Origin of the sequence: Bacillus sp. GbtcB14 (assembly GCF_019091205.1) — a bacterium.
In the GTDB taxonomy this organism is placed as follows: Bacteria; Bacillota; Bacilli; order Bacillales; family Bacillaceae_G; genus Bacillus_A; species Bacillus_A cereus_AG.
This window is the reverse complement of record NZ_JAGXJT010000002.1, coordinates 659,654-685,728: the sequence shown is the minus strand read 5'-3', so window position 1 is coordinate 685,728 and position 26,075 is coordinate 659,654. Positions and strand designations below refer to the sequence as shown.

The window sequence follows — 26,075 nt, the reverse complement described above, 5'->3', positions numbered from 1 at the left end:
TATAAAAGTGCTAAAGTTATACTTTATGTAGCAGGGAAGTTTGGACCATCTAACTTTGGATTGCCAGTCTCGGGTTTATTTTGTTTGTTTTGTTTTTTCTTTTTTTCGTTTTTGATCTTTGCCATTTTCATACACCTCCTTTTTGTATTGTTACCATTTCTATAAATGGCATACAAAATGATTTCTTTGACGAATAACAACTAGTTTTGTCATGTGAGCAGGAGTGAGGAGTCATTCGGCGAAATTACATGACAAAGGAAAAGCAAAGAAGGGGGCGTTTTGTATATGGCGATGGTTCAGAAGGAAGATGTAATGAAAACAATGGATCAAATGTTAAGTTCTCTCGATTTGCTGGAAATGAATATAGGGATTAGAATGAATCATGCATTGAAGGATAAGAGTGAAAAAATATGCAATAAGATAGAAATAACAGAAATGCATATTGAGCATATGGAAAATAAATTAGTGCATCACGAAGAAAAAGGGAATTGGGTGAAGGCATTTCAAAACGTCGTAGTGAGTGCATAATAAGGTGGGAATAAAATGAAGTATGAACCATTAATACAATCTTCAGAAAAACTCATGCAGTATAATAATGAAGCGAATGTGAAAAAAAGAGAAATGATTGAGTACGATTTTTATAAGGATATGAAACCATTTGTAGATATGGTAGATGAGGAATTAAAAGTGTGGAAAGAATTAGCTTATAAATGGATTAAGGAAGAAAAACCGAAGTATATACATGTACAGCAAATTGATCAAGTGTACGATAATTTACAGACAAATGTATTGCAATGTTTTGTAAATAAAGGTAAAGGTAAGCGATTCTTTGAAACACATCAAGCCATTTCGTATACTTTGCAAAATATAATTGAGCAATGTAAGTAACAAGAGGGGGAACCCTCTTGTTTTTTTATGCTTCTGTCATTGTTGTAGGTTTTGTTGCCCCGTTTATTTCCAATTCTTTTATTAATGTTCGATAATCTGAAATGCATATTTTTCCTTCGAGATACCAATGTCTCGCAAAGTCTAACAATTCATTTACATTCTCTGTGTAATACCCCTTTTTTTGTGAAAACGCTTGTTTTAAATCCCCTAATACCATGTTGATTCCTCCCCCATGAGAATCTTCTTCTTCATTATCATAGCATGGAAGGGTTTTCTTTTTTAATTTTTTAAAAATTTAAACTTCCGACAAAAATAGACAGATACTCCGTCACACAAATTATTTTACAAGTACATATTATATATGTAGAAACTTATGTGAAGGAGGAGAGAATGCATGTTTCAACAATCTAACGTATATCAGCAATCTAATCCATATGCACAGCAAAATATGTACCAATATAATACAGATACATATTTACGATATAATATGTATCCTTTCGAGCCTCATTATGGAAATCAAAATTATTACCAGCCATTTGAAGTGTCGTTTATGAATCAACAGCAACAACAGCAGCAACCATATATGAATCAACAACAGCAGCCCTATATGGATCAACAACAGCAACCATATATGAATCAACAACAGCAGCCTTATATGGATCAACAACAGCAACCTTATATGAATTCACAATACTATATGCCACCATCATCTCCCTATGGAAATCAACAAGCGATGTTTTATCCACCAAAACAACCGTACCCGACGCAGAGTAAACAAAAGCAACAACAGCAACCAAGCCAATTTTCTAGTTTTGTTTCTCAATTTAAAACGTCAGATGGTAACTATGATGTAAATAAAATGATGAATACAGCTGGACAAATGATGAATGCGATGAATCAAGTGACAGGTATTGTAAAGCAAGTTGGAGGTTTTTTTGGTAAGTAATTTTGGAGGATTGTCTACAAAGAGTATTGTATAGGAAGTGGGGACTAGACAAATTTCCTTGGAATAAATGGGTATATATAACAAACGGCTTTCCCTCTTTTCTCATACTGTAAAGTGTAATCAGATTTTCTTTAACGAGAGAGGAGAGAAAAAACTATGCATCATTGTCATCCTTGTTTTGGAGGGCATAAGCCTGTAGGACCTATTTGTACAACTGCTCCTGTCATTCATCCGACGAAACAGTGTGTAACACATTCTTTTTCAACAACGGTGGTGCCACACATTTTCCCAACGCATACAACACATGTACACCATCAACAAATTAAAAACCAAAACTTCTTCCCACAAACAAATTCGAATGTAAATGTTGTAGACCCAATCGATCCAGGATTCGGCGGTGGATGTGGACCATGTGGTCATGGACATCATGGACATCACGGACATCACGTATCTCCATTTGGTCCAGGGCCAAATGTATCCCCGTTTGGACCAAACGTATCACCATTCGGACCAAATGTATCGCCATTTTTACCAAACAATGTATCACCAGTAGGTCCGAATATTGGACCAAACGTTGGTGGAATGTTTAAAAAGTAAATGATATGTTAGAACTAGCAAAATGCTAGTTCTTTTTTTGTAATTGGAGTGTTGATATGAAAGTTATTGCTGTAACGGGATATAAGCCATTTGAACTTGGTATATTTAAAAATGATCATCCAGGGGTGGAATGTATAAAAAAAGCATTGCACCGAAAATTAACTACTTTTGTAGAAGAAGGTTTGGAATGGGTGATAATAAGTGGGCAGTTAGGGGTCGAATTATGGGCTGCTGAAGTTGTTTTTGAAATTCAAGTAGAATATCCAGATTTAAAATTAGCGGTATTTACTCCGTTTTTAGAACAAGAAGAAAGCTGGAAGGAAGATAACCGTGAATATTACGAATATATTCTTTCTCAAGCAGACCATATTGATAGTATTACGAAACGGAAGTACGAAAGCCCAGAGCAATTTAAATTAAAAAATCAATTTTTTATTGAAAAAAGTGATGCACTTTTAGCTGTATATGATGAAGAAAAACCAGGGAGTCCTAAATATATTGTAGAAGCAGCAAAGAAAAAAGGAGAAATAGAAAATTATCACAGTTATTTTATTCTTTTTTCCGATTTACAAGATATAATAGAAGAGGAACAGTGGAATAATGCTGAGTAATATGTAATATAGTACTCGTATATATGATTGACAAAAGGCATTGTTTCTGAAAAAATTTAGGTAATGAAAGTTTTGGCAAAAATTTGAGGTGAAGAAAATGATTTCGGATAAAATTAAATTAACGGCGAAAGATATTTTAGAAAAAGAATTTAAAACAGGCATGAGAGGCTATCAACAAGAAGAAGTAGACAAGTTTCTTGATATGATCATTAAAGACTATGAAGCTTTCCACAAGGAGTTTGACCAATTAAAGCAACAAAATGCTCGTTTAAAGCGTGAATTAGAGGAACAAAAATTAGTAGCAACGCAAGTGCCACAACAACCAGTTGTACAAACACCAGTTGCACAACCTGTATATAACAACACGAATACGGACATTTTAAAACGTCTATCTAATTTAGAAAAAGCTGTATTTGGAAGTAAGTTATACGAATAATTTCTAGTGGTAAAAAGGTTAAAGCATTTTACATAGAAAAAAACATTGCAAAATCTTTTTGTTTCCACTATACTAATGGATGTCATAACGTTTGGGTAATCGCTGCAACGCCAACGTTGTAGAGGAAAGTCCATGCTCGCACGGCCTGAGATGGCTGTAGTGTTCGTGCCTAGCCAATTCATAAGCTAGGGTATTCTGGCTGTAAGGCTGGTTTAACGGCAGGGAAAAAACCTAAGTCCTTTCGGATATGGTTTGACTACCTTTAAAGTGCCACAGTGACGAAGTCCTTGAAGAAATGATAGGAGTGGAACGAGGTAAACCCCACGAGCGAGAAACCCAAATAATGGTAGGGGAATCTTTTCCAAGGAAATGAACGACGGGAAAGGACAGGTTGTATAACCTGTAGATAGATGATTGCCACCGGAGTACGAGGCGTGGGCCGTTTGTAGTACAAAGGAACAGAACATGGCTTACAGAACGTTATGAACCAACTATGAAATAACTCAGCTCTCCTTTGTTAGAGGAGGGCTTTTTATTTGTATGAAGTTATAAATTATGAGTTAAAATGGTTAATGAGAAAATTTTTCGTAAAATGTAATAATTAATAGCTATTAATTATTGTTTGAATATACATAAGAGGTGAATGCAAATGGGAAAAGTTACTTTAATTGCAACAGCGGCAATGGGTATTGAAGCGTTAGTTGCCCGAGAAGTTCGCGATCTTGGTTATGAATGTCAAGTAGAAAACAGCAAAGTAACATTTGAAGCAGATGAAAAGGCGATTTGTCGCACGAATTTATGGTTACGTACTGCGGACCGTGTGAAAATTAAAGTTGGCGAATTTAAAGCAACAACATTTGATGAGCTGTTTGAGAAAACAAAAGCGTTAAACTGGGGAGATTATATTCCGGAGAACGGTGAGTTCCCTGTTATCGGTAAATCTTTAAAATCTGAGTTATTCAGTGTTTCGGATTGTCAACGTATCGTTAAAAAGGCTGTCGTTGAAAAATTAAAAACAACATATAAACGTACAACTTGGTTTGAAGAAGATGGTCCGTTATTTCGTATTGAGATCGCAATGTTAAAGGATATTGCAACATTAACAATTGATGCGAGCGGTGTTGGACTTCATAAACGTGGATACCGTATGGATCAAGGGGAAGCTCCTTTAAAAGAAACATTAGCTGCGTCTTTAATCAAATTAACAAACTGGAAGCCAGATCGTCCTTTCGTGGATCCTTTCTGTGGATCAGGTACGATTCCGATTGAAGCAGCATTAATTGGACAAAATATCGCACCAGGATTTAACCGAGGCTTTGCATCGGATGAATGGGGCTGGGTTGGTAAACAAAACTGGCGTGAAGCTCGTCAAGAAGCTGAAGATTTAGCGAACTATAATCAACCACTGCAAATCATTGGATCGGATATCGATCATCGTATGATCCGAGTTGCTCAAGATAACGCAGAAGAAGTAGGTTTAGGTGATTTAATTACATTTAAACAAATGCAAGTAAAAGATTTCACGACAAAAGAGGATTATGGCTATGTTGTAACGAATCCTCCATACGGAGAACGTTTAAGTGAAAAAGCACTTGTTGAACAACTATATAAAGAAATGGGACAAGTATTCCGCCCGTTAGATACATGGTCGGCGTATGTATTAACAAGTTACGAAGCATTTGAGAAGTGTTACGGAAAAGATGCATCGAAAAAACGTAAACTGTTTAACGGATTTATCCGTACAGATTACTACCAATACTTCGGAAAACGTCCACCGCGTAATTCATAGTATAAAACTCCTCCAGCGCGCATATACTGGCTATTATGTAATGCGTAAAGGAGGAACTGATATGGATGGTTTCCAATTATCAATGATTCAAAAAGCTATTCACCGTACGTATGATGAGCTCGGAAAAGAAATGGATAGTCAAGGTGCGATTGTAGATGAAATACAAAAAGCACAAGAAGAATATTTGTCAGCTCTTTCACATGAAACAGCGATTGATAAACGATATTTAAAGTCATTAATATAGAAGAAAATTTTCCTTTTTCGAAAGGGAAATTTTTTTTCGTGTATTTCTATGTATGGCAACAGGGGAAAGTGGCTGCACACATATGAGTAGCAGTTGCTATATCTTTTATAGAAAAACTTTTTGGTTGGAGGCTAAGGATGTTTACTGAGAAGAGATTACCATTTGAAGTAGGAAAACAAGATAATTTTTATGATAAGTTGAATGAGTGGATTGGAGATGTGTTTTACGACATCCTTCCGGAAAAAGGCTTTGAAGAGCGTGATGAACAAATTTTTATGGCGTTTCAATTAGAGCGTGCTTTCCAAGAAAAGAAAGTTATGTTCGCAGAAGCTGGTGTAGGAACTGGGAAAACAATTGTATATCTTCTATATGCAATTTGCTATGCACGTTATACTGGAAAGCCAGCTATTATCGCTTGTGCAGATGAAACGCTAATTGAGCAGCTTGTGAAAGAAGAAGGGGACATTGCTAAATTATCTGAAGCGCTAGGACTATCTGTTGATGTAAGACTTGCGAAATCAATGGATAATTATTTATGTTTACGTAAACTTGAAGATGTTATGAGTGGACGAGCTCCAGAAGTAATTGAAGACGTATACTACGAATTACCACAGTTTGTATTCGATCACGGTACGATGCAAAACTTTACTCACTATGGTGACCGAAAAGAATTTCCGCTTTTAAATGATGAGGAATGGTCAAAAGTAAACTGGGATTACTTCCAAGATTGCTTTACTTGTGATTCGCGTCATCGTTGTGGTCAAACTCTTTCTCGTGAGCATTATCGTAAAGCAGCAGATTTAATTATTTGTTCTCAAGATTTCTACATGGATCATATTTGGACGTACGATGCTCGTAAGCGTGAAGGGCAAATTCCGTTATTACCAGAAAGTAGCTGCGTTGTATTCGATGAAGGACATCTTGTAGAATATGCAGCTCAAAAAGCTTTAACATACCGTTTAAAGCAAACGATGATGGAGCAACTTTTAACGAGATTGTTACAAAATGATATTCGCGAGGAGTTTGCACATTTAGTAGAAGAAACAATTTGGCAAACAGAGCGATTCTTTGATGTGTTACAAGAGAATAAAAAGGAAATCGCCGGTTCTGATCGTTTAGGAATTACTGTGACAGAAAAAGTAACTGCTGAAGCGAAGCGACTTTATGCGAAAATTGGTGAAGTCGGTGATGCATTAGTGTTTGAAAGTGAAATGCATACAGTAAACACGTATGATTTAAATATTGTTGATGAACATTTAGATGTATTAGAACATTCACTTCGTCTGTTCATGCACGAGAAAAATGTAATTACATGGGGTGAAGAAGGTGATGGAGCCTTCACGTTAGTGATTATGCCACGTGCTGTTGAAGAAGTATTACAAGAGAAAGTATTCTCGAAGAAGATTCCATATATTTTCTCTTCTGCTACATTATCTAACAACGATTCATTCGCATTTACGGCAAATAGTCTAGGGGTAAAAGATTACTTATCATTCTCAGTTGCCTCACCGTTTGATTATGAGGAGCAAATGGCAGTAAACTTACTATCGCATACGAAAGAAAATGAATGGGAAAGAAAGTGTCAATATACACTTGAAAATATACAAAAGACAAATGGACGTACACTTGTATTATTCCGTACAACACAAGAGCTTGCAGCGTTTAAAGAATATGTAAGTAAAGAACAAATGTCAGTTCCGTTCTTATATGAAGGGGATCAAGAAATTAGTCAGTTAGTTTCTCGTTTCCAAAATGAAGAAGAGACTGTGCTTTGTGCCGTTCATTTATGGGAAGGTTTAGATATTCCAGGTTCATCATTATCACATGTTATTATTTGGTCATTACCATTCCCTCCAAACGATCCTGTGTTTGAAGCGAAGCGTAAACATGTAAATGATCCATTCTGGGATGTAGATGTACCATATATGATTTTACGTCTTCGTCAAGGGATTGGCCGTTTAATTCGTACGAGCGACGATAAAGGTGCTATATCAATCTTCTTATCTGATACAGAAGATGAGAAAGTGATAGAAGCGGTGAAAAACGTACTACCAGTAGAAGGTAAAGAATTGTAAGGAAAAAGCTTGGCGCTTGCCAAGCTTTTTTTTATTATAAAAGGAATTTAGATTTCTATGTCGAATTAAGTTTGAGGTAGAAAAAGGAGGTTTTTATACGATGACAGTAGCTACATATGAAGTAGAAAAACAATTTTTAACATATGTGAAGAAGATACAGAATTACGGAGAAGCATTAAGCTTAATGTTTTGGGACTTGAGAACAGGTGCGCCTAAAAAAGGTGTAGACCAACGTTCAGAAGTAATTGGTATGCTTTCATCAGAAGTGTTTGCCATGTCGACTTCAGATGAGATGGGAAATTATTTAACAGAGCTTGAAAATTTAATACGTGAAGACAAACTTTCTGAAACGACGAAGAAAATGGTTGAAGAGTGTCGTAAAGAATATGATAGAAATAAAAAAATTCCACAAGCGGAATATGAAGCGTATGTGAAATTAGAAGCGAAAGCGGAAAGTGTGTGGGAAGAAGCTCGCGAAAAATCTGATTTCGAAATGTTCCGTCCTTATTTAGAGAAAATTGTTGAATTTAAAAAGAAATTTATTACATATTGGGGTTACGAAACATATAAATATAATACATTATTAGATATGTATGAGCCGGGTATTACAGTAGAAGTGTTAGATCACGTATTTGGTCAACTTCGTGAACGTATCGTTCCGCTCGTAAAAGAAATATCGGAGTCGCAAAAGAGATTAAAGACAAGTGCTTTATCAGAACATTTTTCAAAAGAAAAACAAAAGAACTTTACATTAGAGCTATTAAAGCAATTGAATTATGACTTTGAAGCAGGTCGTCTTGATGAAACGGTACATCCATTCGAGATTACATTAAATAGAGGGGATGTTCGTATTACGACACGCTATGACGAAAAAGATTTCCGTATGGCTGTGTTTGGAACAATACATGAATGTGGTCATGCTGTATATGAACAAAATATTGCAGAGAAATTTGAAGGTACACCGCTATGTAGTGGGACATCTATGGGTATTCATGAGTCACAATCATTATTCTTTGAGAACTTTATCGGTCGTAATAAATCATTCTGGAAGAAAAATTATGATTTATTAAAAGAGTATAGTGATGGTCAATTCAATGATATATCAGTAGATGAGTTTTATGATGCGATTAACGAATCGAAGCCATCGTACATTCGTATAGAAGCAGATGAGCTTACATATCCTCTTCACGTCATGGTTCGTTATGAACTTGAGAAAGAATTATTTGATGGTACATTACAAGTGAAGGATTTACCGGCGGCTTGGAATGATAAAATGGAAGCATATTTAGGAATTCGTCCAGAAAACGATGCACAAGGTGTATTGCAAGATGTTCATTGGGCTGGTGGTTCATTTGGATACTTCCCATCTTATGCGCTTGGTTATATGTATGCAGCGCAATTTAAGGAAAGAATGTTAAAAGATATACCGAACTTTGATGCATTGTTAGAAGAAGGAAATGTAACACCAATTCGTGAATGGTTAACGGAAAACATTCACCAATACGGTAAAACGAAAAAGCCACTTGAAATTTTAGAAGATGTGACAGGCGAAGGATTAAATGCAAACTACTTAGCAGATTATTTAGAAGCGAAGTATAAAGAAATTTATGAGTTATAAAAAAGAGCTGCTTACTTGCAGCTCTTTTTTTTAGGGGGTAGAAGAATGGTTTATACATATACAGTAATGACGCAAGAAGAAGCGGAAGAAATTGCATATAACTGGCATTATGAAGGGGAATATTCCTTTTACGATATAGAAGCAGATGAAGAAGATTTAGCTGAGTTTTTACATGAGGAGAGTAGAGGAAATCATACTTTTTCTGTGAAGGAAAATGGCACTCTCATTGGTTTCTATACTGTTTGTAAAATAAATACTGGAACGGTCGATATAGGTCTTGGAATGAGACCTGATATAACCGGGCATAGATTTGGTTTACAGTTCGTAAACGCTGGACTAGCTTTTAGTAAAGAAAGATACGGATGCAATTATATAACACTATCAGTAGCGATATTTAATGAGAGAGCGATTAAAGTGTATAAAAGAGCGGGATTTGAAGCTGTTGGAACGTTTATACAGAAAACAAATGGTAGTTGTTTTGAGTTTTTGAAAATGAATTATATATGTAAAAATGATTGAAAAACAGATGAATCTCCTTCTGTTTTTTTGATGCAAAAATAAATCATACTTTTTGTAATTGGGAGCTTTGAAATTTTGGAAGAGGATGTGTATGATTGAACTTTAGTAGCAAATAGCAAGTCTAGTAAGGAGATGCAGTATGAGTACAATTAAAACGAAAAATGAAATAGATTTGATGCACGAATCTGGGAAGTTACTTGCGTCATGTCATAGAGAAATTGCGAAAATGATAAAACCAGGAATAACAACACAAGAAATTAATATGTTTGTTGAAGCGTATTTAGAAAAGCATGGTGCAACGTCCGAGCAGAAAGGTTACAACGGATATCCATATGCGATATGTGCATCTGTAAATGACGAAATGTGTCATGGTTTTCCTAGTGATGTACCTTTACAAGCTGGGGATATCGTGACAATTGATATGGTAGTAAACTTAAATGGTGGTCTCTCAGATTCTGCATGGACTTATATAGTAGGAACTATTTCTAATGAGGCAGAGAAACTATTAGTAGTAGCTGAGAGTGCTTTATATAAGGGGATTAATCAGGCGATAATCGGTAATCATGTAGGAGACATTGGCTATGCAATTGAAAGCTATGTAGCAAAAGAAGGTTTTTCTGTCGCAAGAGATTTTACGGGACATGGGATTGGGAAAGAGATTCATGAAGAACCAGCAATTTTTCATTTTGGGAAACAAGGACAAGGACCTGAGCTACAAGAAGGAATGGTAATTACAATTGAGCCCATTGTAAATGTAGGTATGCGATATTCGAAAGTAGATTTAAATGGATGGACTGCAAGAACGATGGACGGGAAATTATCAGCTCAATATGAGCATACAATTGTGATTACAAAAGATGGGCCAATCATTTTAACGAATCTTTAATATGATATGTAAGAGTTTACAAAACTCGAACGAAAATGATGTTTTTATAAAATTTGTACGTGTTTTATTAAGAAAAGCTTTTCAAAGTATAAAAAGTGCGTTATAATCCTTCTATAAAATAAATAGTTAGCTACACTCATATAATCGCGGGGATATGGCCTGCAAGTTTCTACCGAAGTACCGTAAATACTTTGACTATGAGTGAGGACGAATATATTTGCTTGTTTAGCATTCTTTTTGCGAAACTCCAAAAGCGCGTCTCTCACTTGTAACGAGTGGTGGCGGCTTTTGGAGTTTTTTATTGCATAAGAGGGGGAACAAACATGAAAGTATTACAAGAAAAGATTTTGAACGAAGGAAAGGTTTTATCTGGTGACGTATTAAAGGTAGATGCATTTTTAAATCATCAAATTGACCCAGTACTTATGCAAGAGATCGGAAAAGAATTTGCTAAACGTTTCAAAGAAGAGAACATTACAAAAATCGTAACGATTGAATCTTCGGGCATTGCACCGGCAGTTATGGCTGCATTAGAGCTTGGTGTAAAAGTAATCTTTGCAAGAAAACGTAAATCGTTAACGTTACAAGATAATATGTACGTTGCAAACGTATATTCATTTACGAAACAAGAAACGAATGAAATTTCATTATCTCGAAATCATATCGATGAAAATGATCGCGTTTTAATTATCGATGACTTTTTAGCAAATGGTCAGGCTGCTCTAGGTTTAATGAGTTTAGTAGAGCAAGCAGGAGCAAGTATTGCAGGAATTGGTATTGTTATTGAAAAAGCATTTCAAGATGGAGGAAAGAAGCTTCGTGAACAAGGCGTTCGTGTTGAATCACTAGCAGAAATTGCATCACTTGATAACGGCACAGTTACATTTGTACAGCATGAAACTGCGGAGGTGAAATAAGCGATGAAGCAACATCCATTTAAAATCGCATCGCTTGGTATGCAGCATATGCTTGCTATGTATGCTGGTGCAATTATCGTTCCGCTTATTGTGGGCGGTGGACTTGGTTTAAATCAAAAAGAGTTAACATATTTAGTCTCAATTGATTTATTAATGTGCGGCGTAGCAACAATTTTACAAGCACTATCAAATCGCTTTTTCGGTATTGGACTTCCAGTTGTGCTTGGTTGTACATTTACAGCGGTTGGCCCGATGATTGCAATCGGAAAACAATACGGCGTGTCTTCTATTTATGGAGCAATTATTGCTGCTGGGTTATTCGTTGTTATTTTTGCGAAATTATTTGGAAAGCTTGTAAAACTGTTTCCACCAGTTGTAACAGGATCTGTTGTTACCGTAATTGGAGTTACACTTGTTCCAGCAGCAATTAATGATATGGCTGGAGGAGTAGGAAGCAAGGATTTCGGTAGTCTTGAAAATTTAGCGTTAGCATTTGGAGTTTTACTATTTATCATCATTATGTATCGTTTCTTTGACGGATTTATCCGTTCAATCTCTATTTTATTAGGGCTTTTATTTGGTACAATCGTTGCAGCATTTATGGGGAAAGTAAGTTTGCAAGCGGTTGGAGAGGCTGATTGGTTCCATGGTATTCAGCCATTTTACTTCGGTACACCAACATTTGAATTAACGCCAATTATTACGATGATCTTAGTTGCTTGCGTAGGGATTGTAGAAGCAACAGGTGTTTACTTTGCATTATCTGATATTTGCAATAAAAAGATTGGTGAAAAAGAATTAACAAAAGGCTATCGCGCAGAAGGATTAGCGATGGTATTAGGTGGTATTTTTAACGCGTTCCCATATACAACATACTCTCAAAACGTAGGACTTGTTCAATTAACTGGAGTAAGAAATCGCGTTATTATTTATACTTGTGGTGGTATGTTAATTGTTCTTGGTTTCATTCCAAAAATAGCAGCTATTACAACTATTATCCCGAAATCAGTACTTGGCGGTGCGATGTTAGCGATGTTCGGTATGGTTATGGCATATGGTATTAAAATGTTAAGTAGCGTTGATTTTGGTAAACAAGAAAACTTATTAATTGTGGCGTGCTCTGTGGGAATCGGACTTGGAGTTACAGTCGTTCCTACTTTATTCTCACAACTTCCTGAAAATATTCGTATTTTAACAGATAACGGAATTGTACTTGGAAGTGCGTCAGCAGTACTTTTGAATATTGTATTTAATATGGTGCCGCAGCGTAAAGTGAAAGTAAAAGAAGAGCCAGTGTCTATGCAAAGTGCAGTAAGAGAAGCGTAAAAAAGCAAGGTCTCGTTATGAGACCTTGCTTTTCTTTTTAAGTGGCATCATTTTCCCGTACGTACCAAGACGCCAAATGTACTCAAGTGGCCCATATTGATAACGTGACAGCCACCAGCGGCTAATAAAGATTTGCAACGTGTAGAAACCGATGCAGAATAGTGGTCCTACCCATAATGGAGCAAGGTAATCATTTTTGAACAATAGTCCGAATACAAGTAACGTAACAATTGTATGCGAGATGTAATTTGTTAACGCCATTCGGCCAACGTATTGGAACGGGCGTAATATCTTTTGCCATCTTTCTTTTTGTAATAAACGCATGAGCGTGAAAATGTAGAATATGAATAATGTCTTTCCGCTAAACATTGTAAAGGCCTGCATATAAATTGGTTCATAAGATGGTTTTGATAAGAAATAACGGACCATGAAGAACCACATTGGCAATGTTAAAATGAACATAATAATTTGCCATTTTTTAAGCTTTGGATCTAACTCTTTCGTACGGCGGAAAATATCCTTTTTACCGGCATATAAACCAAGTAAAAATAGCCCAACTGTTTCTGGGAGCATGAATGCGTTTAGTCCAATTCCATCAGCATAAAATGCATGGAAACGATTTTGTATTTGTGACACCCAGTCTTCAAGTGGCATGATTGGTAAGGATAACCCGAGTTCCTCCTTTGGCATGAAGGCAATACCAATACTAGCAATTAGCATAATAAACTGAAAAATACTTAATAAAACGATTGCCCATATTAAAATGGTACGAGGTTCTCTCTTATAAAATAAAAATAAGAAGAATCCAGCGATTGCATAAGTATGTAAAATGTCTCCGTCCCATAAAAGAACGTAATGTAAGAAACCGAATAATAATAAAATAAGTAAGCGACGAACAAATAAAGTTTTTGGACGATCTGTTTTCGCTTCAGCACGAGTCATAAAAATGTAAAAGCCTAGGCCGAATAAAAACGAAAAGATAGTATAAAACTTTGTTTGAATAAACATATCGTAGAATAGACGGATATAGCTATCTAGCCCCTCATAAATTCCTGAAAGATCACGTGAGTCAATCCCAGCGATAACAGGCCAGTTAACAAGAAAAATACCTAGTACAGCTGTTCCTCTAATAATATCGATGGAGTGTATCCTCTCGCCTTGTGAAATATTTTGTGTCATTATTTTCCTCCTTGTTAATTAATTACCTTTTATTATACAAAATGTAAGATGGAGGGTATAGGGGAGATTTCCATTTTTTTTAACTATTAAGTTATGTAAGATGAGATATAATAAGAGTGCACAACAAGTTTTAACCTTCTTCAAAACAGGCAGTGAAGCTCCTTCTTATAAGGGGCTTTCTTTATGAAAAGTGTTGATAATGATTCTCTTTAATGATAAAATGTATTTAAAAGTGATAATCATTATCAAAAAAGGTTGGTGCATGAGTATGGTATATGCATTAGTAGCAGGTACAGTCGCTGTATATGCAGTTATTGCAAAGTATGTTTTAAATGGAGTAGGAACAGCAAAATGAGTGATATGACATAAAATCCCTTTCATTTGTAAAAAGAATGAAAGGGATTTTTTATTTTTAATGAGAATATGCTGAAAATTTAGTATGATAGTAAAGTAAAACTGTAATCAATGAGAGGATGTATGTCCCGTTGATTATGAGCTCGCAAATAGCGAGGAAAAGTATATACATCTTGGATAAAGGGGAACAAGGGGATGACAAACATAGTACAGACAAACGGTATGAAAAAACTTGTTTGTTTTTATGAAGAGTGGCAAAAACACGGCGATGCAGAGAATAGTGTAAAGTTGTTTGAGGTGATTCAAAAATTTAAGCAAGAGCAGCTTATGATTGCGTTCTGCGGTCACTTCTCTGCAGGGAAATCAACGATGATGAATCATCTATATAAAGCGCAGTTGTTACCGACAAGTCCTATTCCGACAAGCGCTAACGTTGTCAAAATTGAAAAAGGGATGGATCGTGTTGTTGTAACGGTTAAATCTGGAGAACAGTACGAGTATGACGGTGCATATTCAGCTGAAGAATTAAAACAAATTTGTAAAGACGGTGATGAGGTAATTGGTGTTCACATTTATCGGAATGATGCGCCAATTCCTGAAGGTGTTATGTTAGTTGATACACCAGGGATTGATTCAACAGATGATGCCCACCAACTAGCGACAGAATCAACGCTGCATCTAGCAGACGTAATTTTTTATATGATGGATTATAATCACGTCCAATCGGAAGTGAATTTACAATTTGTTAAAGAATTGAAACAACGTAATAAAACGGTTTATCTCGTTGTAAATCAAATAGATAAACATAAAGAAAATGAATTATCGTTTGAGGATTATAAAGATAGTGTGAAACAATCGTTCTCTAACTGGGATATTGAAGTAGATGGAGTGTATTATACTTCATTACGAATGATGAACCATACACATAATGAAATTGGGAGCTTAGAAACATTAATTACTTCCATTATGAAAGAAAAAGAGCAGTATGTAAGAGATGGAATGGAGCGAGAAACAGAATATTTAATGGGAGAACATTTCTCGTTTATTCTTTCTGAAAATGAAAAAGCTCTTTTGAAATATGAGGAAGAGTTAGCATCACCGCTTTCCGTTTCAGAGATAGTGGAAAAGAAAGAAGCGCTAACGGAAACTAAACAACGCGAGGCTAGTAAAGAATCTCATGTGAGAAACGAATTTATAAAAGGCTTACAAGCTATATTAGATAACGCGTATTTAATGCCATTTGAAATGAGAGAATTGGCAAATGCGTATTTAGAAACGAAATTAACTAAGTTTAAGGTCGGTTTGCTATTTGCGAAAGGAAAGACGGAGCAAGAAAAACAGAGACGTTTAGATGCTTTTTATTCTGCCTTACAAAAGATTGTTGAAACGCAACTTGATTTCCATGTGAAAGAATTTATTGTTACCTTCTTAAAAGAAGAAGGATTGTTTACAGAGGAAATTGGGAAAGACATATATGCTTTAGAAATAGCTTTCGGACCAGAAATGTTGGCTGAAGTCATTAAACAAGGAGCAGGTTTCACAGGTGATTACTTACTTCTTTATACAGCGGATGTAGCGAATGAACTGAAGAAACGTTATTTTACAAAAGCACAGCAAATTTTTGATAAAAGTGCAGTTGTTTTAAAGCAAAAAGTGAAGGAAGAAGTTACTCGTATTGAAGAAGAGATAGAAAAATATACGATATTGCAAACGGCAAAGGAAACGAAATTGCAATACAGTAACAATTTGGAGACATATGAAAGTTATTTGCAAAATGTTTGGCACGAGCGTATTGCTACGCCAGAAGGATTGCAAATAGAGGAGATATTGCAAAGTAAAACACAAATTGTTAGTGAGAAATTCACACTACAAGAGCAGGAAAGCGTAAACAGTAACGTAATGGCTCGTGAGGAAGAGATAAAAGGAACGGCAGCTTTAAATATTCAGCGTATATTAGAGAAAGTGAAGAAAGCTGAAACGATATTAGAGCCATTGCCAGCGCTGAAACACGTACAGCAAGAGGTAATAGAAAAAAGGCGTCGTGTGGAAACGAAACAATTTACAGTAGCGTTATTCGGGGCTTTTAGTGCTGGGAAGTCATCATTTGCTAATGCATTGCTTGGTGAGAAGGTGCTTCCTGTGTCACCAAATCCGACGACGGCAACGATTAATCAAATTTTGCCAGTTACAGAGGAAAAACCACATGGAACAGTAATCGTTCAATTTAAATCAAAGCAAGCTCTATTAGAAGATATGAAAGCTGTTTATAAGCTGTTTCATTATGAGATTACTACGTTAGATGAAGCGTTAGCACAAATTGATAAAGTTATGAAATATCCTTCACCAACTGGGAAGCAAAAAACAACATTTAGCTTTTTACGAGCGGTACAAAAAGGGTATGATACGGTTTCTGTTCATTTAGGGGAGCAAGTACAAGTTACATTAGAAGAGTTTTCTGATTATGTAGCGAATGAAGAAAAATCATGTTTTGTTGAGTACATGGAGCTGTATTATGATTGTGCTTTAACAAGGCAAGGAGTAGCGCTTGTAGACACACCTGGAGCGGATTCTATTAACGCCCGTCATACGGACGTTGCGTTCCAGTATATTAAAAACGCGGATGCTATTTTATTTGTAACATATTATAATCATGTGTTCTCTCGTGCTGACCGTGAATTCTTAATCCAACTTGGTCGTGTAAAGGATACGTTTGCTCTTGATAAAATGTTCTTCTTAATTAATGCGGCCGATTTAGCAGAGTCTGAAGAAGAACTTGAAATGGTAAAAGGGTATATCGCAGACCAGCTACTGCAATACGGCATTAGAAATCCGCGTTTATTTGCAATTTCAAGTTTATGTGCGCTTGAAGAGAAACAAGGAAAGAATATTGAAAAAGAGAAGTACGGTATATTAAAAAACTCGGGGATTGCGAAGTTCGAGGAATCATTTACATCCTTTATGATGAGAGATTTAATGCTCGTATCTGTTCATGCTTTATATGGTGCATTGCAAGGAGCAGATCAGCTTTTAGTAAATATGATAAATGGTGCAAAACAGGGGAATGAAGAGAAAGAGGAGCAAACGAAAAAATATGAAGCAGAGCGTGATCAACTACTTCATATTATTTCATCATATAGTGTGCTTGCTGAAGAGCAGGCGATGCAAAATGAAGTGAAAGAATTGCTTTACTACGTGCAACAGCGTCTATTCCTCCGCTATAACGATGTGTTTACTGAATTTATTAATCCAGCATCGCTTCGAACGGATGGAAATGTGAAAGTGCAGTTGCAACAGTGCGTTATGGAATTAGTAGCATTTATTCAGCATGACTTATTACAAGAAATGCGTGCGACATCATTACGCCTTGAAAAATGGATAGATGAAGCGATGAAACGTGCAAAGAATGAGATTGTGGTGAACTGTAAAGTAGAAAACGAATCAATTTCTATGAGTGGAACAGTGGATTATGAATATAAAGATATTACACATAAAGAACCGTTCCCTTCAGTTGAAATAAAAGATTTCAAAAAAGCATTGGCACATTTTAAAAATGAAAAAAGCTTTTTTGAAAAAAATGATAAAGCTTTCATGCAAGAAGAGGCTAAAGTTGTATTAGAGCCTTTCGTATCAAACTATGTAGCTGATGAAAAAGATTTATTTGTTCATCATTATAAGCAAGAATGGGATATGAAATGGAACTTATTCCAAAAAGTGATGCAGCAAGATGTGATGAACTACTATGAAAGTATATTATTTGCATTGGCTGAAACGATTGATGTATCACTATATGAACAAAGCAAAGAACAATTGCAAAAGCAGTTAGTGGAGATTGAAAAAGAAATTTATGTGATCTAATCGTTATGAGAAAAAGATTCGTTCAATTTTCTTTTGCAGTACTGTATCTAAAGATTTGACAAACCCAGCAAATTCATCGGTAGAAATCATATGAGTAAGAACGAGTCGTCTGCCGTCTGGTGTTTCACCGCATAAGACGAATGAAGAAAATTCATATGTTTTGTTTTCTACTACTAATTTTGGATAGGAATACGTGTCGCTTTTCTTTTTCTTTCCATCAATAGAGATGACGTTGCATTTTTTCTCATTGTTGTCCATGGTGAATCCCTCCTTTCTATTACTTATGGTAGACAAGGAGGGATTAGAACAATAGAGAAAGGGGAATTTTTTATGAATGTAGTAATAGAGTATATTTCGAAAGAAGCTATACCGAAACCTTTATTATTGCTTGCTGATCCAAGTGAGGGGCAAATTGATGCATATGTACAAAGAGGCTTAACATATGTAGCTAAGCAAGAGGAGCATGTTATCGGTGTATATGTTCTTTTGGAAACAAGGCCGAAGACGATGGAAATTATGAATATTGCGGTTGTAGAGCATTTGCAAGGAAAAGGGATTGGGAAGAAGCTAATAAGTCATGCCATAGAAACTGCTAAAGGATATGGTATGTCAAAACTTGAAGTTGGTACAGGCAATTCTAGTGTTTCACAACTTGCTTTATATCAAAAATGTGGATTTCGTATTTTTTCTATTGATTTTGATTACTTTTCGAAGCATTATGAAGAAGAGATTATTGAAAATGGGATTGTATGCCGTGATATGATTCGGCTTGCAATGGAATTGAATCAGAACATATAACTTATTTAGGGGGAAGAGAAGATGGAAGTACATAAAGCAATTACAGCACATTCTCGTAAACAAAATGAAAGTGTAAAAGCATGTTTACAATTAGATGCGCAGCGTGAAGCAGCGATTGAAGCAGCCGTATCTCTTGCGTCAAATGGGAAAGAATTTTCGGTTGATGTCATTAATGTTGTAACAAAGCAAATTAATGCTCTTGCAAAAAATGGTGTTACCTTGCAGCGTAAATATGTTACAGAAGAAATGGTTATGGAGTATGTAAGTCGTTTGCAAGGGAAAGAAGGTCGTTAAAGATGATAGTTACAGTCGAATGGTTACGTGAGCATATAGAAGATGAGAATGTCCGTATAATCGATTGTCGTTTTGATTTAGCGAACCCTAATTGGGGTAGAGAAAAGTATGAGGAAGAACATATTCTCCATGCGTTATATTTTGATTTAAATTTAGATTTATCAAGTCCAGTAGCAGAACATGGTGGTCGTCATCCATTGCCGAATATTGAGGAGTTTGCAGACAAGCTTTCACAAGCTGGTATTGATGAACATACGACAGTAATTGCATATGACAGTCAAGCGGGTGCAAATGCTTCTCGTCTCTGGTGGTTATTAAACTATGTAGGGCATGAGAAAGTATATATATTAGATGGCGGATTTCCAGCTTGGAAAGAGAATGGACTACCGACAACAACGGAAATTCCTGTTGCTAAACGAAAAGCATTCAAAGTAAATGTACAAGATTATATGCTTGTAACGATGGAAACAGTGAGAGAGAATATTCATGCAGGTGCAAATGTTACGTTAATTGATTCTAGAGAACCAAAACGTTATGCTGGTGTAGAGGAACTAGTTGATCCAAAAGCAGGGCATATTCCGACAGCAGTAAACTATTTTTGGAAGGATGGAATTGTCCAATCAGGACAATTTAAGAATGAAGGTGGGCAACAAGAACGATTCCAAAATCTTTCGAAAGATAAGGAAACAATTGTATATTGTGGTTCAGGCGTTACAGCCTGTCCAAATATTCTTGCATTGAAATTAGCTGGATTCCAAAATGTTAAATTGTATGCAGGTAGCTGGAGTGATTGGATTTCTTACCCAGAAAATCAAATTGCAAAAGAAGAAGATTAATCACTTGCATGCAAAAATAATTTGTATTAAAATAAGGTCACAAGCAAGAAATTGCTCGAAAAACTTTGTATTTTACACATTGGAAACAATGTGATAATATAACGACAAGTAAATAATACATCCTGCGGTGTACGTAACTTATTTATGTCTAAAACCGATGTTAGTTATACGGAAGCTCAATATTTAGCGACCATCATCAAGCCTTCCTTGTGGAGGAAGATGTACGGTAACTGTGAGGGCATCCACCTGCGAGTAGCGGGTTTTTGGACATTTACGAGGAGCGGCACGTGCGGGGGTCTTATTTCAACTAACATTATATAAAATTCCTACGGTGTACGTAGCTTATGTATGTCTTAAACCAATAAGTTTAATATGGAAGTTCAATATTTAAATGTAGCTAACATGCCATCTTTTTAAGAAGGAAGTTACAAACATTTGTGAGAGCATCCACCTGTGAGAGCAGGTTTATGGACATCTAGAGAGAACGGCATATGTGGGGCTAAATAAAAACCTTACGTTTTATACGTAAGGTTTTTTTGTTGCATATATATATTCATGTTATCTCGATTCACCTGTGAAATTTCCATAATAAATATAGCACTTTCTGTCTTCATCAATCTCTCTTGAATCTAAAGTGAACTCCATATGCGTGCCGTCGCGCTTAATATATATAATATCTGAATGAAGTGATGGTAAAATTTCTTCATAGTTCCATACATCTTTACTTTCAATCAAGTTTGAACTCGTATCCTTTAGCTCTCTAATTTCAAAACCGATGTGGAAGTAAGTAGGATCTGAAGGATCGTTAGAAAAGGTTTCTTGTTGAATATATATAACTGCTGTTCCGTCTGGATCTACTGAAGTTGCAGTAACAACATATGTATTTTTATCTTTTATAAAATATTCACAAGTCATGCGTGCGATGATTTCAGAATTAGAAATATTTGCGTAGTTCCATAAAGCTGGATACCCTTTCGTTTCATCATTAAGTCGATATTCTAAGTGCATTTTATCCCTCTTCTTCCTTTTTCTTCTACTTTATCATGCCATCCTATATAATAGAAATAGAATTTAAAAAGGGGAGTGCGAAGGTGACAAAAACGAAATGGCTAGTAGGTGGTGTCGTAACGTCTTTAATGACTGGCACCTTATTTGGCTGCGCACAAGATCTTCCCTCAAAACCGAATGATACTAGTTGTTCAGATTGGGATTGGGATGATGAACTTGGGGTATGGCAGTGTGATGATAGTAGTTCAGGTTACCGTGGGCATTATTTCTATGGTGGGCGATACTATCAAAATAAATCCGCTTTTAAAAATTCATCGGCGTTTAAGTCGTATCAATCGTCTGCGGAATTTAAAGGTGGAATTGGAAGTGGTTCAAAGGGTGGATTTGGGGGCTAACATATGTCGCAATACATAAGAGAACGAAAAGAGTTTTATTCGAAATATCCGAATTTCTGGTCGGATTTATATGAATGTGAGTATAGTTTGTTTCATGTTTTCTCTATAACAAATGAGACTATGAAACAATTACAAGTAGCGACTGAACGGATGGGGAAAATATTTTTTAAGACTGCTAGACTTTTGCGTAATTTAAGTGAAGAACAGCTTCTTGAACTTGGTTTTCCTCCTGCGAGCTTAACGTTCATTAGAATGAAAGGATTGTATCCTGAATCTGTTATTTCACGATTTGATTTCGTTGTAACTGATGATAACCAAATTAAAATGCTTGAGTTTAATAGTGATACGCCAACTTTTATTATGGAATGCTTTCAAATGAATGGAAAAGTTTGCGGAAAACTAGGCTACGATGATCCAAACTTGGATCAAGAACGGTTGCTATCTTCTGGTGTTACAAAAGCTGTTATGGAGGCGACAAAGGGAATAGATAACCCAAATGTTATTTTTACAGCACATCATGAACATATTGAGGATTGGAATACGACTATGTATTTGAGTCAGTTATGCCATGTTGAAAATAAAGTAGTGCCAATGTCAAAACTTAGAATTACAAAAGATGCTTTAGTGGATAGTGATGGAGTAAAGATTGATGTTTTATATCGCCAAACATATCCGATAGAAGATTTAATTGAGGATCAAGATCCTGAAACAGGAGACTTGGTAGGTGTGGAACTGTTGCAGCTTGTAAAAGCCGGAAAGCTTTTTATAATAAATCCTTTGTCAGCATTTTTACTTCAGCCCAAATCCATTCAGTGTCTAATTTGGGGGTTAGCAGAAGAAGAGGCCTTTTATACAAATGAGGAACAACAGTGGATTAAAGAATATATGTTACCTACATATTTAGAGCCAGATTTATTTTTAGGAAAAGGTTCTTTCGTTCAAAAACCTTCATTTGGTAGAGAAGGGGACACAATTACCGTTCGCGATAAGGACGAAAATATTATGATGCAAAATGCATATCAGACGTATAAAGCGTCACTGCCGATATTTCAAAAATATATAGAACTTCCAGTTGTATCCTTGGAAACAGAAAAAGGGATGGAGACAATGTCGTATGTGTTTGGTTCGTTTTTAATTGCTGGAAAAGCGAGTAGTATCGGTATTCGCGCTGGGGAAAAAATTACGGGGAATGAATCGTACTATTTACCGGTAGGTATAAAAAGGAGGAAAGTACATGATTAATTTTTTATTATATTTAGCAGTAACATTGGGACTTTTATGCATTGGTCTTTTCCTAATGGCAGTGACAACGAAAGTAAAAGAATTTAAGTTAATGGCCCAAGGAAATAGGGCGGTAAGCTATGTACTTGGAGGACGATTACTTGGGCTAGCTATTGTTTTATATTCGACAGCAGCTAATTCTATTTCACTTCTTGATATGGTTTCGTGGGGAGCAGTTGGGATTTTGGCTCAAATTATCGTCTTTTATTTAGCTGAGTGGCTTACACCGCGCTTTAATATAAACAAAAGTCTCGAAGAAGATAATCAAGCAGTCGGTCTTTTTCTTATGTTTTTATCGCTTTCCATTGGGATTGTAATTGCTGGTTGTATAACTTATTAAAAACTTTACGTTCAAACGTAAAGTTTTTTATTTTTATAGATGTTAGTTTGCCATACCTTTCGAAAAAATTGTAGGCTACTGTTGACATCTATTTTAAATAAGAGTAACATTTTCTATGTAATAAAATATAAGTCTCTGTTAGGTGAGGCTCCTGTATAGAGAAATGCTACTGCCCAAAAATGTCGAGAGACGCCAATGGGTCAACAGGAATGATCGAATTAAGGTTTTTCTTAACGTAGCTGGTAATGTACCTATGCTATACAGTGCTAAAACTCGGCGAGGGAGAGGTCCGTAGATTTCTAATTGTATTAGGAATCGTTTATTTGTGTATGTAATGGCCTTTACTCTTTTCGGAGTAAAGGTCTTTTTGTTACCAAGCTATGAGTAATTTCATAGTATAAACTATAAAATTAAACGAGGAGGTGAGGAGCATGTCAAATTCTGACTCGGTTCCGTTACCCATATACTTCAATTCAAAAATATATGATGTAGGCAGGAAACGACTTGTTCCTCCCTCTATATTTATCATAATGTAGCGTTTATATGCATGTTTAAGCGCTAGACACTGTTACGATAAAGTGGATAATTTGAGAAGCAAAGCGTTTCTTCCTATGTTGTACAGGAGGAGACGATAATATGTTATATGCAAACAAAACTGTGGGTAACACGTCATATAAATTAAGTAAAAAATCAATGAAAGAACAAACAATGCTTCAGAAAAATAAAGATTTATTAATTGAAATCGCAACGAGAGATGTAAAATCTGTATTTGCGTATTTTAAAACAACAAGAGACGGATTATCTATGAAAGAGGCACAAAAACGTATTCAAGTATACGGCCGAAATGAATTAACTTCAAAAAGAGCGCGTATTGCGGAATTGATGATGAAGCTAAGCGGAATGATTCCAGGTTTTTCAAAACAACATGTGCGTGATGGATCACAATGTGAGAAAATTACTGTGTCTCGAGTAGAATGTTCTAGTGTAATAGGGGTAAACGGTGAATTAAAAATGATGAATTTGCCAGTACAAGAGCTTGTTCCTGGTGATATGATTTTTCTTTCAGAAGGTGATATAGTACCAGCAGATGTACGTATCATTTACGCGAATGATTTATTAGTAAATGAATCTGTGCTAACAGGAAAAGATACAAGTATTGAGAAATTTGAAAGTTGCTATCATCTTGAGCGCAAACGATTTATTCCTTTAAAACGAATGAAAGACTATAATCCACTTGAACTTGAAAACGTATGTTTCAAAGGGACGTATATTGTTGGTGGAAATGCAAAGGCTGTAGTTGTTTCGACTGGGAAAAATACGTATTCAGGAATTCTTCATACTTGTTGTAGTAGAATGTCTTAATGTGTAAATGATGCTAAATATACAAAAACAATGTATAATAGACAAAGTTGAAAAAACGTAGAATGGTAATCTATTTATATAACCTTACGTGATGACGTGGGGTTATTATTTTTTGTAGTAGGAGAGGAATTATGAAAAAAGTATTATTAGTTGATGGTATGGCACTATTATTTCGTGCTTTTTACGCAACAAGTGTCTACGGACAATTTATGAAACGACAAGATGGTACCCCTACAAACGGGATTCATGGTTATATGAAACATTTATTAACAGCTATGCAAGCAATTGAACCAACACACATCGTAACATGCTGGGATATGGGAAGTACGACATTTAGAACAGAATCGTTCTCAAATTATAAAGCGAATCGTGCAGCGCCGCCTGAAGAATTAATTCCGCAATTTGATTTAGTTCAAGAAATGACTGCGAAATTGTCTATTCCAGTTATTGGTATGAAAGGGTATGAAGCGGATGATTGTATCGGCACGCTTGCAAAACAATACTGTAATGAAGCGGAAGTGTATATTTTAACGGGTGATACGGATTTACTTCAGCTTGTTGATAAGAACGTTACAGTAATGCTCTTGCGCAAAGGAATTGGAAATTACGAATACTACACACCAGAGAAAATCATGGAAGAAAAAGGTGTGGAGCCTTGGCAAATCGTGCATGCGAAAGCATTCATGGGAGATACGAGCGATAATTACCCAGGTGTAAAAGGTATCGGGGAAAAAACAGCGTATAAATTGATTCAAGAGCACGGAACAGTAGCAACTGTACTAGAAAATGTAGCATCATTAACGAAAGCGCAGCGTACAAAGATTGAAAGTGATCTAGAGAACTTAAATATTTCATTACAATTGGCACAAATTCATTGTGAAGTTCCTATTTCTTGTTCATTAGAAGAAGGATTACACACAATGGATGAAGAAAAACTTAGATTCGTTTGTGAAGAAATGAATTGGGGAAGACCTGAAATATTAATAAATATGCTGTAAATAGTTTTGAAAGAGGGATGTTGTATAAGTCAAACTTTGACTTATACAACATCCCTCTTTTTGTTTTTACGAATAGGATCGTAGTAAATAAAATTATATCGAACTCAATTTTAAATATATAAATGTTTTGACAAAATATATTGGTAGAAGTTGATGACAATAGCAACTTTTATAATGAAATGAAGCAATTCCAAAATAGTTTTAGGATGATCACATTTTTTCATGTTCACAAAGTTGTCAGAAAATAAACGGAATTTTCATATGAAGTTCAAATAGAATTCACAACAATCAATTATTATAAGGGCACACAGATAATTCCTTATCTTTTATATAAACCATCCCCCAAGGAGGACAATGAAAATGAGAAAAAAAGTGAGAAAATCTTTTAAACAATTATTAATTGAAAATAAACAATCACTATTAAATAATAAAGAAAATATGAAAGAAATTGAAGAGAGAATTGAGAAACGACATGTAGCATATAGTGCTGCTAGCAATTGATAATTTTGCTTATGAAAAAAGC

Annotated in this window: 29 protein-coding genes, 3 other RNA genes and 2 riboswitches; of the genes, 27 read left to right on the top strand and 5 right to left on the bottom strand. The window is 35.6% G+C overall.

Features of this window, described 5'->3' with window-relative positions; all coding sequences use genetic code 11:
• Positions 1-23 precede the first annotated feature (23 nt).
• Positions 24-200 (bottom strand): phage portal protein, encoded by a 177-nt coding sequence (locus tag KVT31_RS30200; RefSeq protein WP_088095805.1) that lies wholly within the window; start codon positions 198-200, stop codon positions 24-26.
• 85 nt (positions 201-285) lie between these two features.
• Between KVT31_RS30200 and KVT31_RS08430 the strand changes: the two genes are divergently transcribed.
• Positions 286-528 carry a hypothetical protein gene (locus tag KVT31_RS08430; RefSeq protein ID WP_001252039.1) on the top strand — a complete coding sequence of 81 codons (243 nt, stop codon included), beginning with the start codon at positions 286-288 and terminating at the stop codon, positions 526-528.
• A gap of 15 nt (positions 529-543) precedes the next feature.
• Positions 544-888: a YppE family protein gene (locus KVT31_RS08425; protein ID WP_088095806.1), complete on the top strand. Its 345-nt coding sequence runs from the start codon at positions 544-546 to the stop codon at positions 886-888.
• Positions 889-913: 25 nt separating this feature from the next.
• On the opposite strand, the gene KVT31_RS08420 is transcribed toward KVT31_RS08425, so the two are convergent.
• Positions 914-1,105 (bottom strand): YppF family protein, encoded by a 192-nt coding sequence (locus KVT31_RS08420; RefSeq protein WP_000242661.1) that lies wholly within the window; start codon positions 1,103-1,105, stop codon positions 914-916.
• Between the two features lie 177 nt (positions 1,106-1,282).
• Between KVT31_RS08420 and KVT31_RS08415 the strand changes: the two genes are divergently transcribed.
• The 13 genes from KVT31_RS08415 to pbuX all read left to right on the top strand — a co-directional run bounded on the left by KVT31_RS08415 (position 1,283) and on the right by pbuX (position 12,852).
• On the top strand, positions 1,283-1,834 hold the full coding sequence (locus tag KVT31_RS08415; RefSeq protein ID WP_088095807.1) for a YppG family protein: 552 nt from the start codon (positions 1,283-1,285) through the stop codon (positions 1,832-1,834).
• Positions 1,835-1,990: 156 nt separating this feature from the next.
• Complete coding sequence (locus KVT31_RS08410; RefSeq protein WP_088095808.1) at positions 1,991-2,431, top strand: CotD family spore coat protein; 441 nt, start codon at positions 1,991-1,993, stop codon at positions 2,429-2,431.
• 56 nt (positions 2,432-2,487) lie between these two features.
• Positions 2,488-3,042, top strand: a complete 555-nt coding sequence (locus KVT31_RS08405) for an SLOG family protein (RefSeq protein ID WP_076536397.1) — start codon at positions 2,488-2,490, stop codon at positions 3,040-3,042.
• A 97-nt stretch (positions 3,043-3,139) separates the two neighbouring features.
• Positions 3,140-3,478, top strand: a complete 339-nt coding sequence (gene gpsB / locus KVT31_RS08400; RefSeq protein ID WP_000622425.1) for a cell division regulator GpsB — start codon at positions 3,140-3,142, stop codon at positions 3,476-3,478.
• An 87-nt stretch (positions 3,479-3,565) separates the two neighbouring features.
• Positions 3,566-3,956: RNase P RNA component class B (gene rnpB, locus KVT31_RS08395), an RNA gene on the top strand.
• A gap of 171 nt (positions 3,957-4,127) precedes the next feature.
• Entirely contained in the window at positions 4,128-5,267 is a 1,140-nt protein-coding gene (locus KVT31_RS08390; RefSeq protein WP_000521229.1) for a THUMP domain-containing class I SAM-dependent RNA methyltransferase, read from the top strand.
• A 61-nt stretch (positions 5,268-5,328) separates the two neighbouring features.
• Positions 5,329-5,511 (top strand): DUF3921 domain-containing protein, encoded by a 183-nt coding sequence (locus KVT31_RS08385; RefSeq protein ID WP_088095809.1) that lies wholly within the window; start codon positions 5,329-5,331, stop codon positions 5,509-5,511.
• A gap of 137 nt (positions 5,512-5,648) precedes the next feature.
• Positions 5,649-7,586 carry an ATP-dependent DNA helicase gene (locus KVT31_RS08380; RefSeq protein WP_088095810.1) on the top strand — a complete coding sequence of 646 codons (1,938 nt, stop codon included), beginning with the start codon at positions 5,649-5,651 and terminating at the stop codon, positions 7,584-7,586.
• Positions 7,587-7,686: 100 nt separating this feature from the next.
• Positions 7,687-9,204 (top strand): carboxypeptidase, encoded by a 1,518-nt coding sequence (ypwA, locus tag KVT31_RS08375; RefSeq protein WP_088095811.1) that lies wholly within the window; start codon positions 7,687-7,689, stop codon positions 9,202-9,204.
• A 45-nt stretch (positions 9,205-9,249) separates the two neighbouring features.
• A complete protein-coding gene (locus tag KVT31_RS08370) occupies positions 9,250-9,723 on the top strand; it encodes a GNAT family N-acetyltransferase (protein ID WP_088095812.1) in 474 nt (157 codons plus the stop codon).
• 139 nt (positions 9,724-9,862) lie between these two features.
• Complete coding sequence (locus KVT31_RS08365; protein WP_088095813.1) at positions 9,863-10,609, top strand: type I methionyl aminopeptidase; 747 nt, start codon at positions 9,863-9,865, stop codon at positions 10,607-10,609.
• Between the two features lie 116 nt (positions 10,610-10,725).
• A riboswitch (purine riboswitch) is annotated at positions 10,726-10,827 on the top strand.
• Positions 10,828-10,932: 105 nt separating this feature from the next.
• Complete coding sequence (locus KVT31_RS08360) at positions 10,933-11,526, top strand: xanthine phosphoribosyltransferase (protein ID WP_000866482.1); 594 nt, start codon at positions 10,933-10,935, stop codon at positions 11,524-11,526.
• A gap of 3 nt (positions 11,527-11,529) precedes the next feature.
• On the top strand, positions 11,530-12,852 hold the full coding sequence (pbuX, locus tag KVT31_RS08355; protein WP_000809222.1) for a xanthine permease PbuX: 1,323 nt from the start codon (positions 11,530-11,532) through the stop codon (positions 12,850-12,852).
• Between the two features lie 15 nt (positions 12,853-12,867).
• On the opposite strand, the gene KVT31_RS08350 is transcribed toward pbuX, so the two are convergent.
• Complete coding sequence (locus KVT31_RS08350) at positions 12,868-14,031, bottom strand: DUF418 domain-containing protein (protein ID WP_088095814.1); 1,164 nt, start codon at positions 14,029-14,031, stop codon at positions 12,868-12,870.
• A gap of 549 nt (positions 14,032-14,580) precedes the next feature.
• On the opposite strand from KVT31_RS08350, the gene KVT31_RS08345 reads away from it, so the two are divergent.
• Entirely contained in the window at positions 14,581-18,240 is a 3,660-nt protein-coding gene (locus KVT31_RS08345) for a dynamin family protein (RefSeq protein WP_088095815.1), read from the top strand.
• A gap of 3 nt (positions 18,241-18,243) precedes the next feature.
• On the opposite strand, the gene KVT31_RS08340 is transcribed toward KVT31_RS08345, so the two are convergent.
• Positions 18,244-18,498: a DUF3931 domain-containing protein gene (locus KVT31_RS08340; protein WP_000369740.1), complete on the bottom strand. Its 255-nt coding sequence runs from the start codon at positions 18,496-18,498 to the stop codon at positions 18,244-18,246.
• A 72-nt stretch (positions 18,499-18,570) separates the two neighbouring features.
• Between KVT31_RS08340 and KVT31_RS08335 the strand changes: the two genes are divergently transcribed.
• The 5 genes from KVT31_RS08335 (at position 18,571) to ssrS (KVT31_RS08315) (ending at position 20,672) form a co-directional block, all read left to right on the top strand.
• The gene (locus tag KVT31_RS08335) at positions 18,571-19,038 is read left to right on the top strand and encodes a GNAT family N-acetyltransferase (RefSeq protein WP_088095816.1); all 468 of its coding nucleotides are present in this window, start codon (positions 18,571-18,573) and stop codon (positions 19,036-19,038) included.
• Between the two features lie 21 nt (positions 19,039-19,059).
• On the top strand, positions 19,060-19,332 hold the full coding sequence (locus tag KVT31_RS08330; protein WP_088095817.1) for a YpbS family protein: 273 nt from the start codon (positions 19,060-19,062) through the stop codon (positions 19,330-19,332).
• Positions 19,333-19,334: 2 nt separating this feature from the next.
• Positions 19,335-20,168: a sulfurtransferase gene (locus tag KVT31_RS08325; protein WP_088095818.1), complete on the top strand. Its 834-nt coding sequence runs from the start codon at positions 19,335-19,337 to the stop codon at positions 20,166-20,168.
• A gap of 116 nt (positions 20,169-20,284) precedes the next feature.
• Positions 20,285-20,467: non-coding RNA, 6S RNA (ssrS, locus tag KVT31_RS08320), on the top strand.
• A 21-nt stretch (positions 20,468-20,488) separates the two neighbouring features.
• Positions 20,489-20,672, top strand: a non-coding RNA gene (gene ssrS / locus KVT31_RS08315) — 6S RNA.
• A gap of 54 nt (positions 20,673-20,726) precedes the next feature.
• Here the strand turns inward: ssrS (KVT31_RS08315) and KVT31_RS08310 are convergent.
• Positions 20,727-21,176, bottom strand: coding sequence for a hypothetical protein (locus KVT31_RS08310; RefSeq protein WP_088095819.1), 450 nt, complete (start codon positions 21,174-21,176; stop codon positions 20,727-20,729).
• 83 nt (positions 21,177-21,259) lie between these two features.
• Between KVT31_RS08310 and KVT31_RS08305 the strand changes: the two genes are divergently transcribed.
• The 6 genes from KVT31_RS08305 to KVT31_RS08280 all read left to right on the top strand — a co-directional run bounded on the left by KVT31_RS08305 (position 21,260) and on the right by KVT31_RS08280 (position 26,053).
• Positions 21,260-21,571 (top strand): hypothetical protein, encoded by a 312-nt coding sequence (locus KVT31_RS08305; RefSeq protein WP_063263216.1) that lies wholly within the window; start codon positions 21,260-21,262, stop codon positions 21,569-21,571.
• A 3-nt stretch (positions 21,572-21,574) separates the two neighbouring features.
• A complete protein-coding gene (locus KVT31_RS08300) occupies positions 21,575-22,813 on the top strand; it encodes a glutathionylspermidine synthase family protein (protein ID WP_088095820.1) in 1,239 nt (412 codons plus the stop codon).
• A complete protein-coding gene (locus KVT31_RS08295; protein WP_088095821.1) occupies positions 22,806-23,192 on the top strand; it encodes a DUF350 domain-containing protein in 387 nt (128 codons plus the stop codon). The genes KVT31_RS08300 and KVT31_RS08295 overlap by 8 nt, the downstream gene beginning before the upstream one ends.
• A gap of 127 nt (positions 23,193-23,319) precedes the next feature.
• Positions 23,320-23,485: riboswitch (M-box (ykoK) riboswitch) on the top strand.
• A 343-nt stretch (positions 23,486-23,828) separates the two neighbouring features.
• Positions 23,829-24,554 carry a P-type ATPase actuator domain-containing protein gene (locus KVT31_RS08290; RefSeq protein ID WP_088095822.1) on the top strand — a complete coding sequence of 242 codons (726 nt, stop codon included), beginning with the start codon at positions 23,829-23,831 and terminating at the stop codon, positions 24,552-24,554.
• Positions 24,555-24,685: 131 nt separating this feature from the next.
• On the top strand, positions 24,686-25,552 hold the full coding sequence (locus KVT31_RS08285) for a 5'-3' exonuclease (RefSeq protein WP_048527107.1): 867 nt from the start codon (positions 24,686-24,688) through the stop codon (positions 25,550-25,552).
• A 360-nt stretch (positions 25,553-25,912) separates the two neighbouring features.
• Positions 25,913-26,053 (top strand): FbpB family small basic protein, encoded by a 141-nt coding sequence (locus KVT31_RS08280; protein WP_016088576.1) that lies wholly within the window; start codon positions 25,913-25,915, stop codon positions 26,051-26,053.
• Positions 26,054-26,075: the final 22 nt, after the last annotated feature.